Origin of the sequence: Thermaurantimonas sp., from assembly GCF_046299575.1 — a bacterium.
Taxonomy (GTDB): Bacteria; Bacteroidota; Bacteroidia; order Flavobacteriales; family Schleiferiaceae; genus Thermaurantimonas.
The window spans coordinates 452081-468622 of record NZ_JBKBHX010000002.1 but is presented as its reverse complement, the minus strand read 5'-3'; the positions used below and the strand labels follow the sequence as shown (position 1 = coordinate 468622).

General features: G+C 36.3%; 13 protein-coding genes. 6 read left to right on the top strand and 7 right to left on the bottom strand.

Going from position 1 to position 16542, the window contains the following annotated elements; all coding sequences use genetic code 11:
- From ACK4EX_RS04555 to ACK4EX_RS04540, 4 genes are read left to right on the top strand one after another with little or no spacing between them, the layout of a single operon-like run.
- A complete protein-coding gene (locus ACK4EX_RS04555; RefSeq protein ID WP_409770181.1) occupies window positions 1-2166 on the top strand; it encodes a 7TM diverse intracellular signaling domain-containing protein in 2166 nt (721 codons plus the stop codon).
- Entirely contained in the window at window positions 2163-3269 is a 1107-nt protein-coding gene (locus tag ACK4EX_RS04550; protein WP_409770179.1) for a hybrid sensor histidine kinase/response regulator, read from the top strand. Before ACK4EX_RS04555 ends, ACK4EX_RS04550 begins: the two co-directional genes overlap by 4 nt.
- Window positions 3250-4704 carry a sensor histidine kinase gene (locus ACK4EX_RS04545; protein WP_409770178.1) on the top strand — a complete coding sequence of 485 codons (1455 nt, stop codon included), beginning with the start codon at window positions 3250-3252 and terminating at the stop codon, window positions 4702-4704. The genes ACK4EX_RS04550 and ACK4EX_RS04545 overlap by 20 nt, the downstream gene beginning before the upstream one ends.
- Window positions 4705-4716: 12 nt before the next feature.
- The gene (locus ACK4EX_RS04540; protein ID WP_124396677.1) at window positions 4717-5424 is read left to right on the top strand and encodes a response regulator transcription factor; all 708 of its coding nucleotides are present in this window, start codon (window positions 4717-4719) and stop codon (window positions 5422-5424) included.
- On the opposite strand, the gene ACK4EX_RS04535 is transcribed toward ACK4EX_RS04540, so the two are convergent.
- The 6 genes from ACK4EX_RS04535 to ACK4EX_RS04510 are packed head-to-tail and all read right to left on the bottom strand — an operon-like array spanning window position 5421 to window position 11535.
- A complete protein-coding gene (locus ACK4EX_RS04535; RefSeq protein WP_409770175.1) occupies window positions 5421-6278 on the bottom strand; it encodes a metal ABC transporter permease in 858 nt (285 codons plus the stop codon). The two genes, ACK4EX_RS04540 and ACK4EX_RS04535, sit on opposite strands and share 4 nt — an antisense overlap.
- A complete protein-coding gene (locus ACK4EX_RS04530) occupies window positions 6268-7554 on the bottom strand; it encodes a metal ABC transporter permease (protein ID WP_409770173.1) in 1287 nt (428 codons plus the stop codon). Before ACK4EX_RS04530 ends, ACK4EX_RS04535 begins: the two co-directional genes overlap by 11 nt.
- Window positions 7538-8350, bottom strand: a complete 813-nt coding sequence (locus ACK4EX_RS04525) for a metal ABC transporter ATP-binding protein (RefSeq protein WP_409770171.1) — start codon at window positions 8348-8350, stop codon at window positions 7538-7540. The genes ACK4EX_RS04530 and ACK4EX_RS04525 overlap by 17 nt, the downstream gene beginning before the upstream one ends.
- A complete protein-coding gene (locus tag ACK4EX_RS04520) occupies window positions 8350-9285 on the bottom strand; it encodes a metal ABC transporter solute-binding protein, Zn/Mn family (protein WP_409770169.1) in 936 nt (311 codons plus the stop codon). The genes ACK4EX_RS04525 and ACK4EX_RS04520 overlap by 1 nt, the downstream gene beginning before the upstream one ends.
- Window positions 9282-9941, bottom strand: a complete 660-nt coding sequence (locus ACK4EX_RS04515) for a metal-dependent transcriptional regulator (RefSeq protein ID WP_409770167.1) — start codon at window positions 9939-9941, stop codon at window positions 9282-9284. The genes ACK4EX_RS04520 and ACK4EX_RS04515 overlap by 4 nt, the downstream gene beginning before the upstream one ends.
- Window positions 9942-9990: 49 nt before the next feature.
- Window positions 9991-11535 carry a glycine--tRNA ligase gene (locus tag ACK4EX_RS04510; protein WP_409770164.1) on the bottom strand — a complete coding sequence of 515 codons (1545 nt, stop codon included), beginning with the start codon at window positions 11533-11535 and terminating at the stop codon, window positions 9991-9993.
- Between the two features lie 131 nt (window positions 11536-11666).
- On the opposite strand from ACK4EX_RS04510, the gene ACK4EX_RS04505 reads away from it, so the two are divergent.
- Both ACK4EX_RS04505 and ACK4EX_RS04500 read left to right on the top strand, forming a co-directional pair.
- Window positions 11667-14537: a sensor histidine kinase gene (locus ACK4EX_RS04505; RefSeq protein ID WP_409770161.1), complete on the top strand. Its 2871-nt coding sequence runs from the start codon at window positions 11667-11669 to the stop codon at window positions 14535-14537.
- Window positions 14534-15298, top strand: coding sequence for a LytR/AlgR family response regulator transcription factor (locus tag ACK4EX_RS04500; RefSeq protein WP_409770159.1), 765 nt, complete (start codon window positions 14534-14536; stop codon window positions 15296-15298). Before ACK4EX_RS04505 ends, ACK4EX_RS04500 begins: the two co-directional genes overlap by 4 nt.
- Window positions 15299-15319: 21 nt before the next feature.
- On the opposite strand, the gene ACK4EX_RS04495 is transcribed toward ACK4EX_RS04500, so the two are convergent.
- Window positions 15320-16531 (bottom strand): acetyl-CoA carboxylase biotin carboxylase subunit family protein, encoded by a 1212-nt coding sequence (locus ACK4EX_RS04495; RefSeq protein ID WP_409770157.1) that lies wholly within the window; start codon window positions 16529-16531, stop codon window positions 15320-15322.
- Window positions 16532-16542: the final 11 nt, after the last annotated feature.

Below are 16542 nucleotides of genomic sequence, written 5' to 3'. Positions count from 1 at the left end.
ATGAAAACTTTAAATAAATTAGTGTATTTCTTAATATGTATCTCAAGTTTAAATGTGTTAAAAGCACAACAAGTTTTATCAACAATTGAATACCGAGGAGAAGACGTAATTGATATTAATAGATTTTCTCAATTTTTTATTTCTAATGAGTATGGATTAAAACTAAAAGATGTAATACAGAAGCCGTTTGAATCACCAACAAATAACAGGATTAATTTCGGCAATGTAAATGGAGAATTATGGGTGCGGTTTAAAGTAAAAAATCACAGTAATTATGATTCAATAAAACTCAGAATTGCTAATCCTATTTTAGAGAGCTCAAGATTATTTATTATATCTAAAAATGACACAATTGAAAAAATTTGTAATACGCACATTTCCATCGATAAAAGAGATGTACGTAGTACAGACCACGTATATCGCCTAATCTTTAAAGATACCGATGAATTGGAGGTGTACATTCAGATTCACAATGATGAGCAAATGCTGGTGCCTTTAAAGTTAGAATCGATTGAATACAATAGAGATATTGAAAGAAACTATTTGCTTATTAATGGTCTTTATATAGGACTCATTGCTTCGATGTTTTTATATAATTTCTTTCTGCTCATTACCATTCGAGATAAATCTTATTTATGGTATGTTATTCACACACTATTCGTAGGTGTTGCTCAGTCGAGTTTCAACGGTTTACATCTTTTGTATTTTCAGTTTTCGCCATTTTTAATCGAAATTACACCTACGCTTTTTTCTGCACTTGCTAGTATTACTGGTATCCTTTTTATGATTAGCTTTCTTCATATAAAAGAATACAGCAAAAACTTTTATTTTATTTTAAATTTATTTATTTATCAATACATTATAATAATATTAATTTCTCTTTTTTCTTCTATTAAAATAGGATATCAAATTTTACTTCCTGCACAGGGATTAGTTGCAATAATCATACTTTATATTTCAATAAAAATGGCCATATCTGGAATACGCTCGGCCAAATTTTATCTAATAGCATGGAGTATTTTCATGGTAGGAATTTTTGTTTTTTCCATGAAAGATTTTGGGATACTACCCTATAACAATTTTACTAAATACACAATGTTTATTGGCTCAGGAATAGAAGTACTATTGCTATCCTTTGCACTTGCTGATAAGATAAAAGTTTTGCAGCGCGAAAAAGAATATTCACAATTGCAGGCTCTGCTCAAGGCAGAAGAGAACGAAAAACTAATACGAGAACAAAACATCATTCTCGAAGAAAAAGTACAAAAACGAACAGAAGAACTCTCAAAAACCAATCAAAAACTGGAAAAAACCCTTCAGGAGTTAAAAGAAGCTCAATCGCAATTAGTTGATAAAGAAAAAATGGCAAGCCTGGGTCAGCTTACTGCCGGTATAGCCCATGAGATCAATAATCCGGTCAATTTTATTACAAGCGGAATCCAACCTCTCAAACTCGACATTAATGATTTGCTTCAAATACTTGAAGCTTATGAAAAAACATTTGACAACCATCCTGAAGCAAATGAAATTATTTCTCTCAAAAAGCAGGTCGATATAGAATATATCAAAAAAGAAATTGATGACTTACTAAAAGGAATTGAAGAAGGCGCAAAACGCACCACCGAAATAGTAGTAGGCCTTCGTACTTTTAGCCGGCTTGACGAGGACGCATTAAAGTTTACTAATATCAATGAAAATATAGAAGCCACCCTTGTACTTCTTAATAATAAAATTAAAAATAGAATCATCGTCGAAAAAGACTATTGCAATGAATCGGACATCGAATGTTTTCCTGGCAAGTTAAATCAAGTTTTTATGAACATTCTTTCAAACGCTATAGATGCCATTAATGGAAAAACCTTTGAGCCAAATGATTCCGGAAAAATAACGATTAAAACATACCATGCAGATAAGTATTTTGTAGTAGAGATTAGTGATAACGGAATTGGAATGACTGATGAGGTAAAGAAGAGAATTTTTGAACCCTTTTTCACAACAAAAAAAGTAGGTGAAGGAACCGGACTTGGAATGTCGATTGTTTACAAAATTATTGAAAAACATCGTGGCAGAATTTGGGTTGATTCCGAATTAGGTAAAGGAACTACCTTCAAATTGTACATTTATAAAAAACTTACTGAAATACCTGAAATTCTTGAAACGCAATGAGAAAAATAAAGATACTTTATTTAGACGACGAACTTGGCAACTTGCAGTCATTCCTCGCTGCCTTTAGAAGAAAGTATGAAGTTTTTGTAACACATGATCAGCAAGAAGCTATTGAAATCATAAAAACTGAAAAACCAGAAATCATCATCACTGATCAAAGAATGCCGATTGTAACGGGCGTTGAATTTTTATATACGGCATCTCAGTTGCATCCAGATGCGATAAAAATTCTAACATCTGCCTATTCCGATATTAGCGCAGTCATTGATGCTGTAAACAAAGGACACATATATAACTACATAAAAAAACCTTGGGACCTGAACGATGTCGCTATAATTCTTGATAATGCCGTAAAATATTTTTTAGCCGGAGAAACTATACGCCAACAAATTAAGAAACTTGAAAAGACAAATGAAGAATTAAATCGATTCATATACTCTGCTTCTCACGATTTGAGAGCGCCAATTACTACGATTAAAGGCCTACTCAATATGGCCAGAGAAGATGTGACTGACCCCATGAGTATACAATATTTTTCAATGATCGAAGACAGTGTCATCAAGTTAGATTCGTTCATTCGATCTATCGTTCAATATTATCAAAATGGAAAAGATGTATTCGATTATAAGGTTATCGATTTTAAGAGTTTTATCGAATCTGTTTTGAAAGAATTTTCTTTTGAAATACATCAAAATAACATAAAGACATCCATCAGTATCTATTCAAATAGTGACTTCGTTACAGATACCTTTAGATTGAGAATCATACTTGGAAATTTAATCTCGAATGCTATAAAATTTCGACGCGAAGACAATCCGAACCCCGAAGTTCACATCGAAGTATTTTCAAATGAAAAAGAAGCAAAAATTATAATACGAGACAATGGGGAAGGCATTGTGAACGAATTACAAGAAAAAGTCTTTAATATGTTCTTCCGCGTTTCACCTGAAATATCAGGAAATGGATTGGGGCTATATTTGGTAAAAGAAGCAGTAGAAAAGATGGATGGTCACGTTGAGTTAAGTTCTGAAGTTTCCGTAGGTACAACCGTTTGTATAACTTTGCCAAACAAAAAACATCTGATTGAGATTCAAGAACATTAAATTCATAATTACCCTAAATTCAATAGCGCTTTTTGGGGTGATTGTCATTCAAGTTCTATGGATGAATGCCGCCCTGAAGCTATCAGAAACCAACTTAGATCGAGATGTAAATGAAGCATTAAATCGAGTAGCAGAAAAAATAGACAACAGCGAAAAATTTCGAAAAATTATCCAAAAATTAAATCTTCAAAAATCGCCAGTTGAGAATGAATTAGTAGAATCGATCGACGAAGTATTTGAAAACATGCCCGGCACAGTACAGTCGGGTAGTGAGAATTTAGATAAGACAGATATAGCACAAAGCTTCAACAAATCTTTAAAAAAATTCTATCAGCGCAGAATTCAGGTGGTCGATTCGCTTGTGAAAGAGCTAATGATGACTGATTTTTTCACTTTTCAATCCATTGATGAACGTTTGGAAGGTATCAATCTTGATTCTTTGATCAAGAGTGAATTAGCACTTAAAAATATTAAAACTCCCTTTGAGTATGGCATCTACGAAAAACAGCAATTGACAAAAATTCGATCTAAAAATTTTGATCCTGCTCTGGTAGAATACAAGACAATGCTCCTTCGATATGATGTAATGTCACCACCTGTGTGGCTTTATCTTTACTTTCCAAAAAAGAAATCGTTTCTTTACAATAATGTTCTATGGCTTATAGTATTGACTTTTTTTCTAATCGTCATCATAATTGTTACTTTTTACATCACAGTCGATCAAATGCTAACACAAAAGGAAATCTCAAGAATTAAATCGGATTTTATAAACAACATGACTCATGAATTTAAAACCCCGATTGCTACCATTGGTCTGACAACAGATTTGATGAGCAATCCGAAAGTTATTTCTGATCCAGAGAGATTGATGAAATATGTCAATAAAATCAAAGAAGAAAATAAACGTATGAATCAGCAAGTTGAAATCGTACTTCGACTTGCTCAACTCGATCGAAAACAACTACAACTGAAACTTGAAAATTTTGACTTGCTTGAAGTAGCACAAGAAGCCATACATCACATGAAGTACATCATTGAGAGCAAAAACGGAAACATTAGGTTGATCAACAATGCATCGAATACAAGAATTTTTGGAGATAAAGAACACATTAAAAATGTTATCATAAATTTGCTGGATAATGCAATTAAGTATTCACCTGAAATCTTAGACATTCAAATAGAACTCTTTACACCTAAACCAAACGAAGTTTCGATAGCAGTAAAAGACAAAGGAATTGGCATGACCCCAGAAGTACAAAAAAGAGTTTTCGATCGATTCTACCGACAAACTACCGGAAACATTCACGACGTAAAGGGTCATGGCCTTGGTCTTAGCTACGTGCAAGAAATCGTAAAACTTCACAACGGAGATATAAAAGTGAAAAGTGAGCTCAATAAAGGCAGCACTTTCACTGTAACCTTCAAAAACAATTAAAAACACGACAAAATGAGCACAAAAAAAATCTTATTGGTAGAAGATGATACCAACTTCGGATTGGTACTAAAGGATTACCTTGAAATAAACAACTTTGAAGTGACCTTAGCCCGTGATGGAATCATGGGTCTTAATCTTTTTAAATCTAACAACTACGACATCATCATTCTTGATGTGATGATGCCAAAAAAAGACGGCTTTTCTCTCGCTGCAGATATTCGGGCGATCGACAAGGTAACACCGATCATTTTCTTAACAGCTAAGGCACTTAAAGACGATGTGATCAAAGGATATCAGTCTGGTGCTGACGACTACATCATCAAACCGTTTGACTCAGAAATTCTATTGCACAAGATCTACGCTCTGCTTAATCGCAAGGAGATCGACAACAAAGACAGCGAAATCCCCGAAGTGCTTACCGCTGGAAATTGCACTATCAATACCCGACTAAGAGAGCTCAAAATTTTTGATAAAGCCCGCACGCTTTCGCCTAAAGAAATTGCATTGCTTGCACTGCTTTTTAAGCACAAAAACGACCTCGTTAAGAGAACGGATGCGCTCTTGAAAATCTGGAAAGACGACAGTTACTTCACAGCTCGAAGCATGGATGTGTATATGGCAAAAATTCGCAAGTACATTAAAGAGGATCCAAGCCTCGAGATAATCAATATTCACGGCGAAGGTTTCCGCCTGATCGAAAAGCAATCCAACAACGGTTAGTGAACCTTTTTAAGCTTATTAGCGAATCTTCTTCGGTAAACTGCCGATGCTATAAAGAACAGGATTCCCTGTACACTGGCAATGGAGCCGCTGATGGAAACATCGAATACATCAGCGACTCCAGTACCCACTAAAGAACTCACAATTGCCACCAGAACTGCTAATCGAAGCATTCCATTGATTCGGGCAGAAAATAACCACGCAATAGCTGACGGCGCTACTAAAAGCGATACAATTAAAACAGCTCCTACTAATTCAAAACCTATAACAACTACTACAGATATAAGAATGCTGTAGAGCTGCTGCCACTTTTTCGAAGGAATGCCAATCGCATTAGCATATTCTGTATCAAAAGTTACGACAGATAATAGAGACCAAAAGAAATGGAGAAATAAACCCACAAACACTAATAAGCCAGCTGAAATCCAAACTCCTTTAGCACCTAAATCTATTCCACCAACAATCCATCGCTCGAAGGGAACAAATGCAATTTCGCCAAAGAGAACGCACTCTTGGTCAAGATCTACTCCAGCAGCAGGACCACTTATAAAAATTATTCCCAAAGCAAAAAAAACTACAAAAACTGCCCCGATTGCTGCATCTGATGGTATTCCTCTTATGTTTTGAAGATGTTCGATTAAGTAAGAAACTACAATAGCAGTAAGGATAGCTCCTACCAAAGAACCACCAAAAGAGCGCTCGCCGGTAAGGAGGTACATGAGTACAATGCCAGGCAACACAGCATGCGAAAGAGCATCGCCGAACATCGATCGTCCACTCAGTACTAAGAATGATCCGGCCAAAGCTGCAGCCGAAGAAAGAAATAAAGCTGTGAGCAAAATCTCAATGTCCATCGTAAGGTATGTTTTTGCCGTGTGGATCTTTCTGAGGCTGTTGGAGTTCTTGTATCAGCATTTCTTCCACGTTTTTTGGAATGATATGTTCGATGGTTTCAGCGCTTGCATGGATGGCTTCCACACCTTTGCCGAGTTTTGATGCCTGATATACTTCCCAAAGCCTGTGTAAGCGCACGATTCTCTTGGCTTCCGATAGTCCTTTATCTGTCAGAGCGATTGAGTCTCCTTTCAATGAGATCAAATCACGCTTTGCTGTGCGTTTAATCGTTCGACTAACTTCACTTTTATTTTTAAAAAGTGCATTATTAACAGGAAGCGAAGTCATTAAGTGGCTAATTTCGACATTTGTATTTTCTTCGATTTCAAGTTTGTACAGGTGTTTTAATAAATCCTCGAGCTGAATTTGTCTGGCGCTAATAAGTTGCAGGATGTACTTTCTGATTTTTAAGTACAAATCCTTAATTAGTAAAATAAGGATCAATATACCTCCACCGGCTACTACCATTACCGGCCCAGTGGGCACCTTTGAGTAATAATAACTAGCCGATGAGCCGATTAGAGCCATAAGCACGCCCGACAGTGAAGCTATTAACTTCATCTGGTTAAATGCATCTGTCAGAAGCCTGGCAATAAATGGAGGCAATATGATAAAGGCTGACATGAGCACGACACCTACTGCTTTTACTCCGAGCACTACAGAACTTATGATCAGAGCAACCAGTATGTAGTGTAAAGTCTTTATTGGTAAGCCTGATGCCTTCGCAAATACCGGATCAAATGAAACGATGATGAGGGAACGTTCGAAAATGTTGAGAATTAATAAAATAGAAAAAGCAAGAACAGAATACGCTCGCACATCCGATGGTGTGAGTGCAGCTGCTTTTCCAAACAAAAAAGTATCTAGTCCTGCTTGATTGCCTAATGGGAGCCTATTTGCATATGTGAGTAAAACAATTCCAAAGCCATAAAAAGAAGTTAGTACTACCGCCATTGAAACATCCGGCTTGATGAAAGTGATGCGTTGAACCCACTGCATCATAACTACCGATAGTAATCCACTTAAAAAGGATCCGAGAAACAGCACTGAAAAACTTTTCTGACCTATTAGCAAATATGCAAGTACAACTCCGGGAAGTAAAGCGTGGGATATTACATCGCCTGAAAGTGATTTTTTCTGTAAAAAGTAATGAGTACCAACTGCCGAGGAGGCCAAAGAAAGAAATACGCTACCAGCCGTAACCCATAGAAAATTTGGTTCAAACATCTGCCACATCGCGATTGATTTCTGTAGTGGTGCGTTTCAGATCATCAGCTCCAAAGAGCTCGCTGATCTTGCTCAATATCGCCAATTTGCTTCCATATGCTTCTTGAAGATATCTCTTGTTGAAGGCTTGTTCTTTCGGTGCAGCTACTACAAGCCTCGAATTCAGCATCACAATGAAGTCGAAGAAATCGTAAGCGGTTTGTAAATCGTGATGAACTATTACTACCGTTTTACCATCTTCTTTCATCTCCTTAAGAAGATGTAAAATCGCATCTTCTGTGATGGCATCAACTCCTGCGAAGGGCTCATCCATAATATACAGATCAGCCTGCTGTGCCAAAGCACGAGCTAAAAAGACCCTCTGTTGCTGCCCCCCGCTCAGCTGACTAATGTGTCGGTCTTTATATTCTAAAAGATTAACCTTGGCCAAAGCTTGTGAGGCAATTTCTCTATCAGCGGCAGTTATTTTTGAAAAAATGCTTTTTCTGGAATAAACGCCCATAAGAGCTACATCCATTACACTGACAGGAAAATGCCAATCAACCGACTCCCTTTGTGGAACATAGCTCACGCGCTTGCGAACTTCGTCGATAGGTTTTCCAAAAACGCGAACACTTCCGGTATCAGGCTTTATTAGGCCCATAATTGTTTTAAGCAGCGTCGATTTACCCGATCCATTTGGTCCAATTATGCCACAAAGAACTCCTTTGGGAATTGCTAAATCTACATCCCAAAGAGCAGGTTTATGGGTATAGCTGACAGTCAGATTAAATACTTCGATTGCATTGGATGAATCTTTTTCCATTAATATGTTGTTTTTAGAGATCGATAGATCACCTCTACATTGTGACGAAAAGCTCCATATAAAGTATGATGACCCGATCCCTTAGGGCCAAGGGCATCAGAATACAATGTGCCGCCGAGTATAAGGGTATGTCCTTTTGATTTACAACCATCTATTACCGCCTTAACAGTATGGTCTGATACAGTGCTCTCGACAAAAATGGCTGGAATCTTACGCTCGGTAATCAAATGAATCATTTCTATTACGTCTTTTAGACCGAATTCTGAAGCTGTACTTATACCCTGTAAACCAATCACTTCTACTCCATATTTTCTTCCGAAATAATTAAAGGCATCATGTGCAGTTATAACAACTCTCTGTTCCTGAGGAATTTCGTCAAATTTTCTCAATGCTTCATGATGAACTTCAGTAAGTTTTAAAAAGTATTTCTCAGCATTTTTCTCTATGTAATCAATTTCCTGAGCTGATAGTTGATTTTTAAAGCGCATCACTATTTCGTCTAAAGTTTTTCTAATGCAATATTGCCATAGCGGTATATCAAACCAGATGTGCGGATCGGGAATAGTTCCGTCGGTGTAAATCAAATCAGACTCTTTCAAATATTTTGTAACAGCAATAGCCTTTCCCGATTTTGAAATTTCATCTAATGTTTCTGAAAATTTTCCTTCCAGATTTAAACCATTGTAAATAATAAAATCTGCTTTTTTCAATTGCTTCAAATCTCCCGCTGATGCCTTAAATGTGTGTGGATCCATACCAGGATGCATCAATGTAGATACATACATTGTAGTGTCAAGTATTTGAGACAGTGCGTCATATATCATAGTAGTTGTGCAAACAACATATGGTTTAGCACTGTCACTCTGATAATTAGAATTACAGGAGTAAATATATGTTGATACAATTATTAAAATAAACCAATGAAGTCCCTTCATATCCGTTCGATAAGTAATAATTCAGCTGTTTTTTGTGAAATGTTGGTGTTTAATGTACGATTAATCTCAATTTTAAAGCTGCTGTCGTGAGGATATTTTTTTAAAATTTTTACAACACATCCCAAACAAACGTTTTCTGAATCTAAGTATTGAAGAAAATCGGTTGTGTCGCACGTCACAGCCCGTAATACACCTGTGTCACCTTCATTCATTATGCTGAGTTTTTCATAGTTATTTCGGGCGATGTTCCCATTGCGGTCAGGAATAGGTTCACCGTGGGGATCAAACTTTGGAAATCCCAGATATTTATCCAGCTTTTCGATAAGAGCATCACTTTGTATGTGCTCCATTTGCTCTGCAATCGAATGCACCTCATCCCAACCCATGCCGAGATTTTGCACTAAAAAGACTTCCCATAAGCGATGCTTTCTAACGATGCGCACGGCCAGTTGCCTGCCTTGCTCGGTAAGTATACAACCCTGATATTTTTCATACACAGTGAGCCCTTTGTCAGTGAGTTTTTTTATCATTTCAGTCACTGACGGAGGTTTTGTATCTAAAGCAGCAGCAATGGCTGATGTGCTCACTGGTGTAGCACCACCATTGCTTAAATCAAAAATGGTTTTGAGATAATTTTCTTCTGAAAGACTATACACCTTTGCCTCTTTTCAAGGCAAAAATAAGTCGCATATTAATGCCTTGAAACTATTTTTTAGGCACACCTAAATAGTTTTTTATGTGTAATTTATCACTAGCAAAAGCGTGTACATCTTGAATGGGCAATCGGATTTGTTCTAATGAATCTCTGTCGCGCAAGGTCACAGTATTGTCATCAAGTGTCTGGTGATCAATGGTAACGCAGTATGGTGTGCCAATGGCATCCTGACGTCTGTATCGACGACCGATAGAATCTTTGTCATCGTAAGCGCACATAAAATCCCACTTAAGCATTTCGAGTACTTCTTTAGCTTTTTCTGGCAATCCATCTTTTTTTACCAGCGGAAGTACAGCCACTTTAATAGGTGCCAAGATGTAGGGTAGTTTTAAATTAATCCTTGTACTTCCATCGGCTAAAGTTTCTTCGCGCAGTGCATAGCTCATTATTGCCAGGAAGCTCCGGTCGAGACCAATTGAAGTCTCAATTACATAGGGAATGTAGCTTTCGTTAGTTTCCGGATCGAAGTATTGAATTTTTTTACCACTGTATTTTTCGTGATTGGAAAGGTCAAAATCGGTGCGCGAGTGGATGCCTTCGAGTTCTTTAAATCCAAATGGAAAGTTGAATTGAATGTCGCAAGCAGCATTGGCGTAATGAGCTAATTTGTCGTGGTCGTGAAAGCGATAATACTCAGCCGGAATGCCCAGCGAAAGGTGCCATTTCATTCGTTCTTCCTTCCAGTAGTGGTACCAGTCCATTTCAGTACCCGGCTTTACGAAAAATTGCATCTCCATCTGTTCAAACTCCCTCATACGGAAAATGAACTGGCGAGCAACGATTTCGTTTCTGAAGGCTTTTCCTGTTTGTGCAATGCCAAATGGCACTTTCATTCTACCGGTTTTATAGACGTTTAGAAAATTAACAAAAATTCCTTGGGCTGTTTCAGGTCGTAAATAGATAAGTGAAGCTTCGTCAGCTACAGACCCAAGCTTAGTTTCAAACATTAGGTTGAAATACCTGACTTCAGTCCAATTGCGAGTGCCTGAAATCGGACAGACAATCTCTTCGTCTAAGATAATCTGGCGCAATTCTTCTAAGTTGTTTTCTTCCATAGCCTTCACATATCGCTTGTGAAGGGTATCGCGCTTGCCAGCAATTTCTTGCATTCTCGCATTTGTAGATATAAAGAGTTCTCTGTCAAAAGATTCGCCAAAGCGCTTTTGAGCTCTTTCTACTTCTTTCTTTATTTTTTCGTTGTATTTCTCGATCTGTTCTTCGATCAGCACATCAGCTCTGTATCGCTTTTTTGAGTCTTTGTTGTCAATCAACGGGTCGCTGAATGCGTCTACATGGCCAGAAGCTTTCCAAGTAAGTGGGTGCATAAAAATGGCAGCATCAATTCCGACAATGTTTTGATGCAACCTTGTCATGGCGTTCCACCAATAATTGCGAATGTTGTTTTTTAATTCCACACCAAGTTGGCCGTAATCGTACACAGCGGCAAGTCCATCGTAAATTTCACTTGATGGAAAAATAAAACCATATTCCTTACAATGGGCGATTAAATCTTTCAAAGCGGTATCTTGGTTCATTCTCGAATTTATAAAATCAGCTGGCAAAGCTATAAATTTGATGTTAGCCAGTTGGCAAAAGTGATCTAATATTTGCATTATCAATGATCTGAAAAAGAAAAATATATCTTTCGAATTATTCTAGTCCTTTCATGTCAAAATATTATTCCTCTTGTTTTAGTTTATCTGTTTTGCTGTTTTTACTAAACCTTTGCATTTTTAGTCTTAAGGCACAAATTCCTGTACACGAACGATTTGACGTTTCAAAAGGTTTGCTCGATAATACTGCTTACGATGTTAGTCTTGATAAAGATGGATTTCTTTGGATAACCACTGAAGAAGGCATTCAACGATTCGACGGAAATAAATTTTTATCATTTGTCTATACCGAGAATGTAAATAAATCTGGAAGTTGTATTCAGTTTGATCACAAAGGACGCATTTGGTACCAATCCTTCGATGGACATTTTTTTTATATAGAAAACGATACAGTTAAAACACTTAAACAATTAAGATCAAATAATTATTCTACTTTTAAAATTATTGACAGCTTATTAATTTTTTACAATGGAAATTCATTAGTAAAAGTCAATTTAAACACACAAAAAGTTCTTGAAGAAATTCATTTACCAAAAGCGGAAATATCATCAATTGTATTCTTTAGAAATTTTTACTATATTTCCGGAAATGGATTTTATAAAATAACTCAAAATTTTAAAAATATTGACACTTTAGATACACGAACGGGTATTTTCTCTATCTTAACGACTGATAATGAGCTCTTTTTCCAAATTAAGTCAGATACAACGTATAATGTTTATAAATTAAAAGAAAACGATAAAATACTTTTTTATTCAGATGTTGTACGTATTAATTGGATTGACTTAAAGAACAACAAGTATTACATTTCAACTAATTTAGGTCTTCAGATACATGATGGTAGTAAAAAGAATTATTTTATGGAGGATTATAAATTTTCAAAAACAATTCTTGATAATTATGGACAACTAATATCAAGTACACTAAACGCAGGCATACTGATCATACCGAGTGAAAATGACATTGAATATTTTCAAAACTTAAAAGAAAATTTTACAACTACATTTTTTACTTCAAACAAAATTTATCTATCCACCGAATCTGGAAAAATCTTCGAATTTGATATTGTGACTAAAAAATCAAAATTGATATACGAAGATGTGTATAAGAGGCAAATAAATCATTTCATTATTAATACAAATTACAATGAACTTGTAATTATTCTCAATAATCAAGTAAAAATTATTCGTCCGAACGGAAGAGAATTATTCACAGTTGAAAATGTAGCACCTAAAAAAGTAACCATTGTAGACGACAAGTACTACTTCGTAACCGCTACTGGAGGTAATGGATTTTTGGACTATGTATTTAATCCATTAAAAAAATCCAGTTGGGATTCGCTTTACGATGCTTCTGAAAAACTCAATCGCATTAGAAAGTTTACTAATTTTAATCGAAACAAAGATGTGATATTCTCACCTCTTTACAATAAAATTTTCGTTTCAACAAACACGGGTGTTTTAATTGCTACAAGCAATGGCGAAATTTCATCGCCTTATCCTAATTTGTTTTTAAAAAAATTATTTCAAATAAATGACAATATTTATGGAATAGATTTTAGAAATCAACTCTATATTTACGACAATAAAAAAAATAAATTTAATAGGATTCAAATACCATTCTCAGCGAATGATATTCGATTTATTTTGGGAAATAATTCCATATTTATTTCAGTTTTCAATAGAATATATGAATTAAAGAATAATAAGATATTCGAAACAGAACTTGTTTCAAATCAAAACATTAAATACATATATAGATTAAAAAATATTTTCCTGGAAATTTCCAATTCTCGATTAAGCTATATAAATAACATAACTGAAAGAAAAATAAACTTTCCAAAAAAAATTGTTATAAATAATGTAAACGGGATAAAGCCAAATAATACCCAACATATAGAAATTAAATACGAAAAAGGGCAAGATGTACAAGTAAATTATACTTTTTTGAACTTAGACAAAAGGTCGACATCAAGACTTTACTATCGAATCAATAAGGGGCAATGGAATTCTATTCTCTCTGGTACAGATTATTTACTTTTTCCATCGCTGAAGCCTGATAAATATACCATTGATTTTGCAATTAAAGAATTTGGACAAATGGACTTAATTAAATCCTTCAATATTGTCGTAACAACTCCTATTTACAAAAAAACCTGGTTTTTATTTTTATTTCAATTTATTGTCTTGATTTTATTTGTTTTTTATGTACTATGGCAAATTCAATTGCTTAGTAAAAAAAACAAACTTGTGACAGAAAAAGCAGAGATTGAAAAAAATCTTGCATTGATGACTTTAAAATCCATTAAGGCGCAAATGAATCCACATTTTTTCTTTAATGCTTTAAATACCATTCAAGCATTCATTTACGCAAACGACAAACGCAGTGCTACCCAATATCTTTCAAAGTTTAGTAAGTTAACGCGTCTTATTCTCGAAAATTCTGAGGTCGAACAAATTGACTTAGCCAGCGAGTTGAAGACCATAGCCATCTATCTTGAACTTGAAAAGATGCGTTTTGTAAACAATTTTGAATTTGACATTTGCATGAGCGACGACTTTGATACGGAAAGTATCTATATACCTACAATGTTAATACAACCCTACGTTGAGAATGCTATTAAACATGGTTTGTTACACAAAAAAGGTGAAAAGTACTTAAGAATATTTATTCAAAAAATTTCAAAAAATCAAATAGCAGTAGAAATAACCGACAATGGCATTGGCCTTTCAAAAAGCCGGGAAATCAATTCGAAGAAATACATTGCACATAAACCCTTCTCATCTCTTGCAAATGATAAAAGAATAGACTTGTTAAATAAATTAAAGGGGGGTAATTATAAAATTGATATCGAAGAACTATTTGATGAAAACCATATTTCAACTGGAACGCGTGTAAGAATTTTAATTCCATATACTTCATGAAAAAGTCTATAAGGGCCATTATCGTTGACGATGAACCTATGGCCAGACAGTTGTTAAAAGGATTAATTATTGAGAATACTCCTGAGGTACAACTCGTTGATACATGTGAAGACATCCCTTCGGCTGTTAAGTCCATCAATAAATTAAAACCTGATTTGGTCTTTTTAGATATTGAAATGCCTGGCCACAGTGGATTAGAGTTGTTGAACTTTTTCAATCCAGACGAAATCGACTTTCACATCATCTTCACTACAGCGTATCATCAGTATGCAATTCAGGCATTTAAACTCAGTGCTGTTGACTACCTTCTGAAACCCATTGAAGCCCACGAGCTGATAGAAGCCATTGATCGCTACATGGGATTAGAAGAAAAAATTGCCAGGAAGTACGACGTATTATTAAGCAACTTTCAAAACGGTAATCCAAAAAAACTGGCAGTGAGTACTACCTCGATCATACGCTACATCGATATTGATCAAATCTACTATATACAGGCTGACGGGGCGTATTCTCGCGTTGTGTACGGGAACAACGAAAGCATCTTTTCAAGCAAGTTGCTAAAGTATTACGACGAAATTTTTTCGAACCATCCGCACTTTATGCGTACACACAAGAGTTATCTGGTGAACCTTAATTATGTACACGAGTACGTACGGGCTGATGGCGGATCGATTAAAATGAAAAATGGCGATACCGTTGGCATTTCTACTGAGAAGTTTTCGGACTTTATGCGGGCAATGAGCGAAATAAAGATCACTTAAATAATAAAGCTAATATTCAATTTAGTGTGAAGGTTTATCGGGCACCGGGGCTGAGGCGTGATAGTGTTCTTTAACAATTGCAGCATATTTGTCGAGCAGCTCCAGAATTCTATCCTGCTTTTCGGAATGTACGATCAGGGCCACATGGTGCTCTTCAGGGATGTGACAATACACTTCAGGGTCATTGAAAGGCGACATGTCTGGATGTTTCTGCCTTGCCAGAGAAATCAATATGCCTGAATAGTGCTTTTTAATTGGAGGCAACTCATAGGCTTCACCGCGCAGCAGGCAAGATTCTAATCTGGCCCATTCGCTCCATAGATTGACGCCAGAAGCTGCCTCAACCATAATACCTAAGTGAGCGCCACCCACACGGGCTGATGTTTCGAGAAAGTAAAATTGACCATCATCGTGGCACTTGATGTATTCAGTGTGTGAGGCACTGTTTCTCATACCAAAGGCTTTCATTACTTCAGTATTGAACTTTTTTAGCACCTTGTCGTCGGTAGAGTTGTGCTCTAAGGTCATCGAACGGAAAATTCCGGCTCCATGAGCAACGTCGAAAGGAGTAGCAAGATACTTTGATGTCCAGTTAAAGAGCATCTTACCTTCCACTGTGAGGGCATCGACATGATATACGTCACCGGGTTTAAATTGCTCTACAAGAAACATATGTCTTCGCTGGCCTAAGCTATTTACAACGTCCCACAATTGTTGCTTGTCGTAAACTTTTTTAATGCCGGTCGCTGAAGCTTCGCTTCTGGGCTTTACCAGCCAAGGTGCTGGAATAGAGTCAGCAAAGTGATTGATTTCCTCATCGTTAAAAAGAGGAGAAAATGCCGGAACTCTCAAACCAGCATCGCGGGCCTGAATGCGCATAGCCAACTTGTCTCTAAAGTAGCGGGCTGTGGTCTGTCCCATGCCCGGAATGCGGAATTCTTCACGTATGGCAGCTGCCTTTTCCACATCAAAATCGTCAAGGGCTACTACGCGATCTATCTTGTGTTTTCGCATGAGCCAGGCTACACCTAAAATAATGTTTGCAATGTTTTCAGGAGTATTTTCATCGTTTTCCATGTAAAAAACATCATCGATGCTCTCCCAGGGCCAAGGCTTGTTTTCGAGTTTCTTCTTTGTTAGCAGAAAAACAGTGTTGCCTTCTTTTTTGCACTGTCTAAGAAAATCTACGCCTTTGTAGTAAAAAGTGATGCAGAGAAAAGTGTGTTTTTTCATCGTAGAGAATT

Excerpts from the sequence above, each read along its gene's own strand:
- ACK4EX_RS04555 (WP_409770181.1), top strand. The coding sequence starts at position 1 with ATGAAAACTTTAAATAAATTAGTGTATTTCTTAATATGTATCTCAAGT.
- ACK4EX_RS04550 (WP_409770179.1), top strand. The coding sequence starts at position 2,163 with ATGAGAAAAATAAAGATACTTTATTTAGACGACGAACTTGGCAACTTG.
- ACK4EX_RS04540 (WP_124396677.1), top strand. The coding sequence starts at position 4,717 with ATGAGCACAAAAAAAATCTTATTGGTAGAAGATGATACCAACTTCGGA.
- ACK4EX_RS04535 (WP_409770175.1), bottom strand. The coding sequence starts at position 6,278 with ATGGACATTGAGATTTTGCTCACAGCTTTATTTCTTTCTTCGGCTGCA.
- ACK4EX_RS04530 (WP_409770173.1), bottom strand. The coding sequence starts at position 7,554 with ATGTGGCAGATGTTTGAACCAAATTTTCTATGGGTTACGGCTGGTAGC.
- ACK4EX_RS04525 (WP_409770171.1), bottom strand. The coding sequence starts at position 8,350 with ATGGAAAAAGATTCATCCAATGCAATCGAAGTATTTAATCTGACTGTC.
- ACK4EX_RS04520 (WP_409770169.1), bottom strand. The coding sequence starts at position 9,285 with ATGAAGGGACTTCATTGGTTTATTTTAATAATTGTATCAACATATATT.
- ACK4EX_RS04510 (WP_409770164.1), bottom strand. The coding sequence starts at position 11,535 with ATGAACCAAGATACCGCTTTGAAAGATTTAATCGCCCATTGTAAGGAA.
- ACK4EX_RS04505 (WP_409770161.1), top strand. The coding sequence starts at position 11,667 with ATGTCAAAATATTATTCCTCTTGTTTTAGTTTATCTGTTTTGCTGTTT.
- ACK4EX_RS04500 (WP_409770159.1), top strand. The coding sequence starts at position 14,534 with ATGAAAAAGTCTATAAGGGCCATTATCGTTGACGATGAACCTATGGCC.
- ACK4EX_RS04495 (WP_409770157.1), bottom strand. The coding sequence starts at position 16,531 with ATGAAAAAACACACTTTTCTCTGCATCACTTTTTACTACAAAGGCGTA.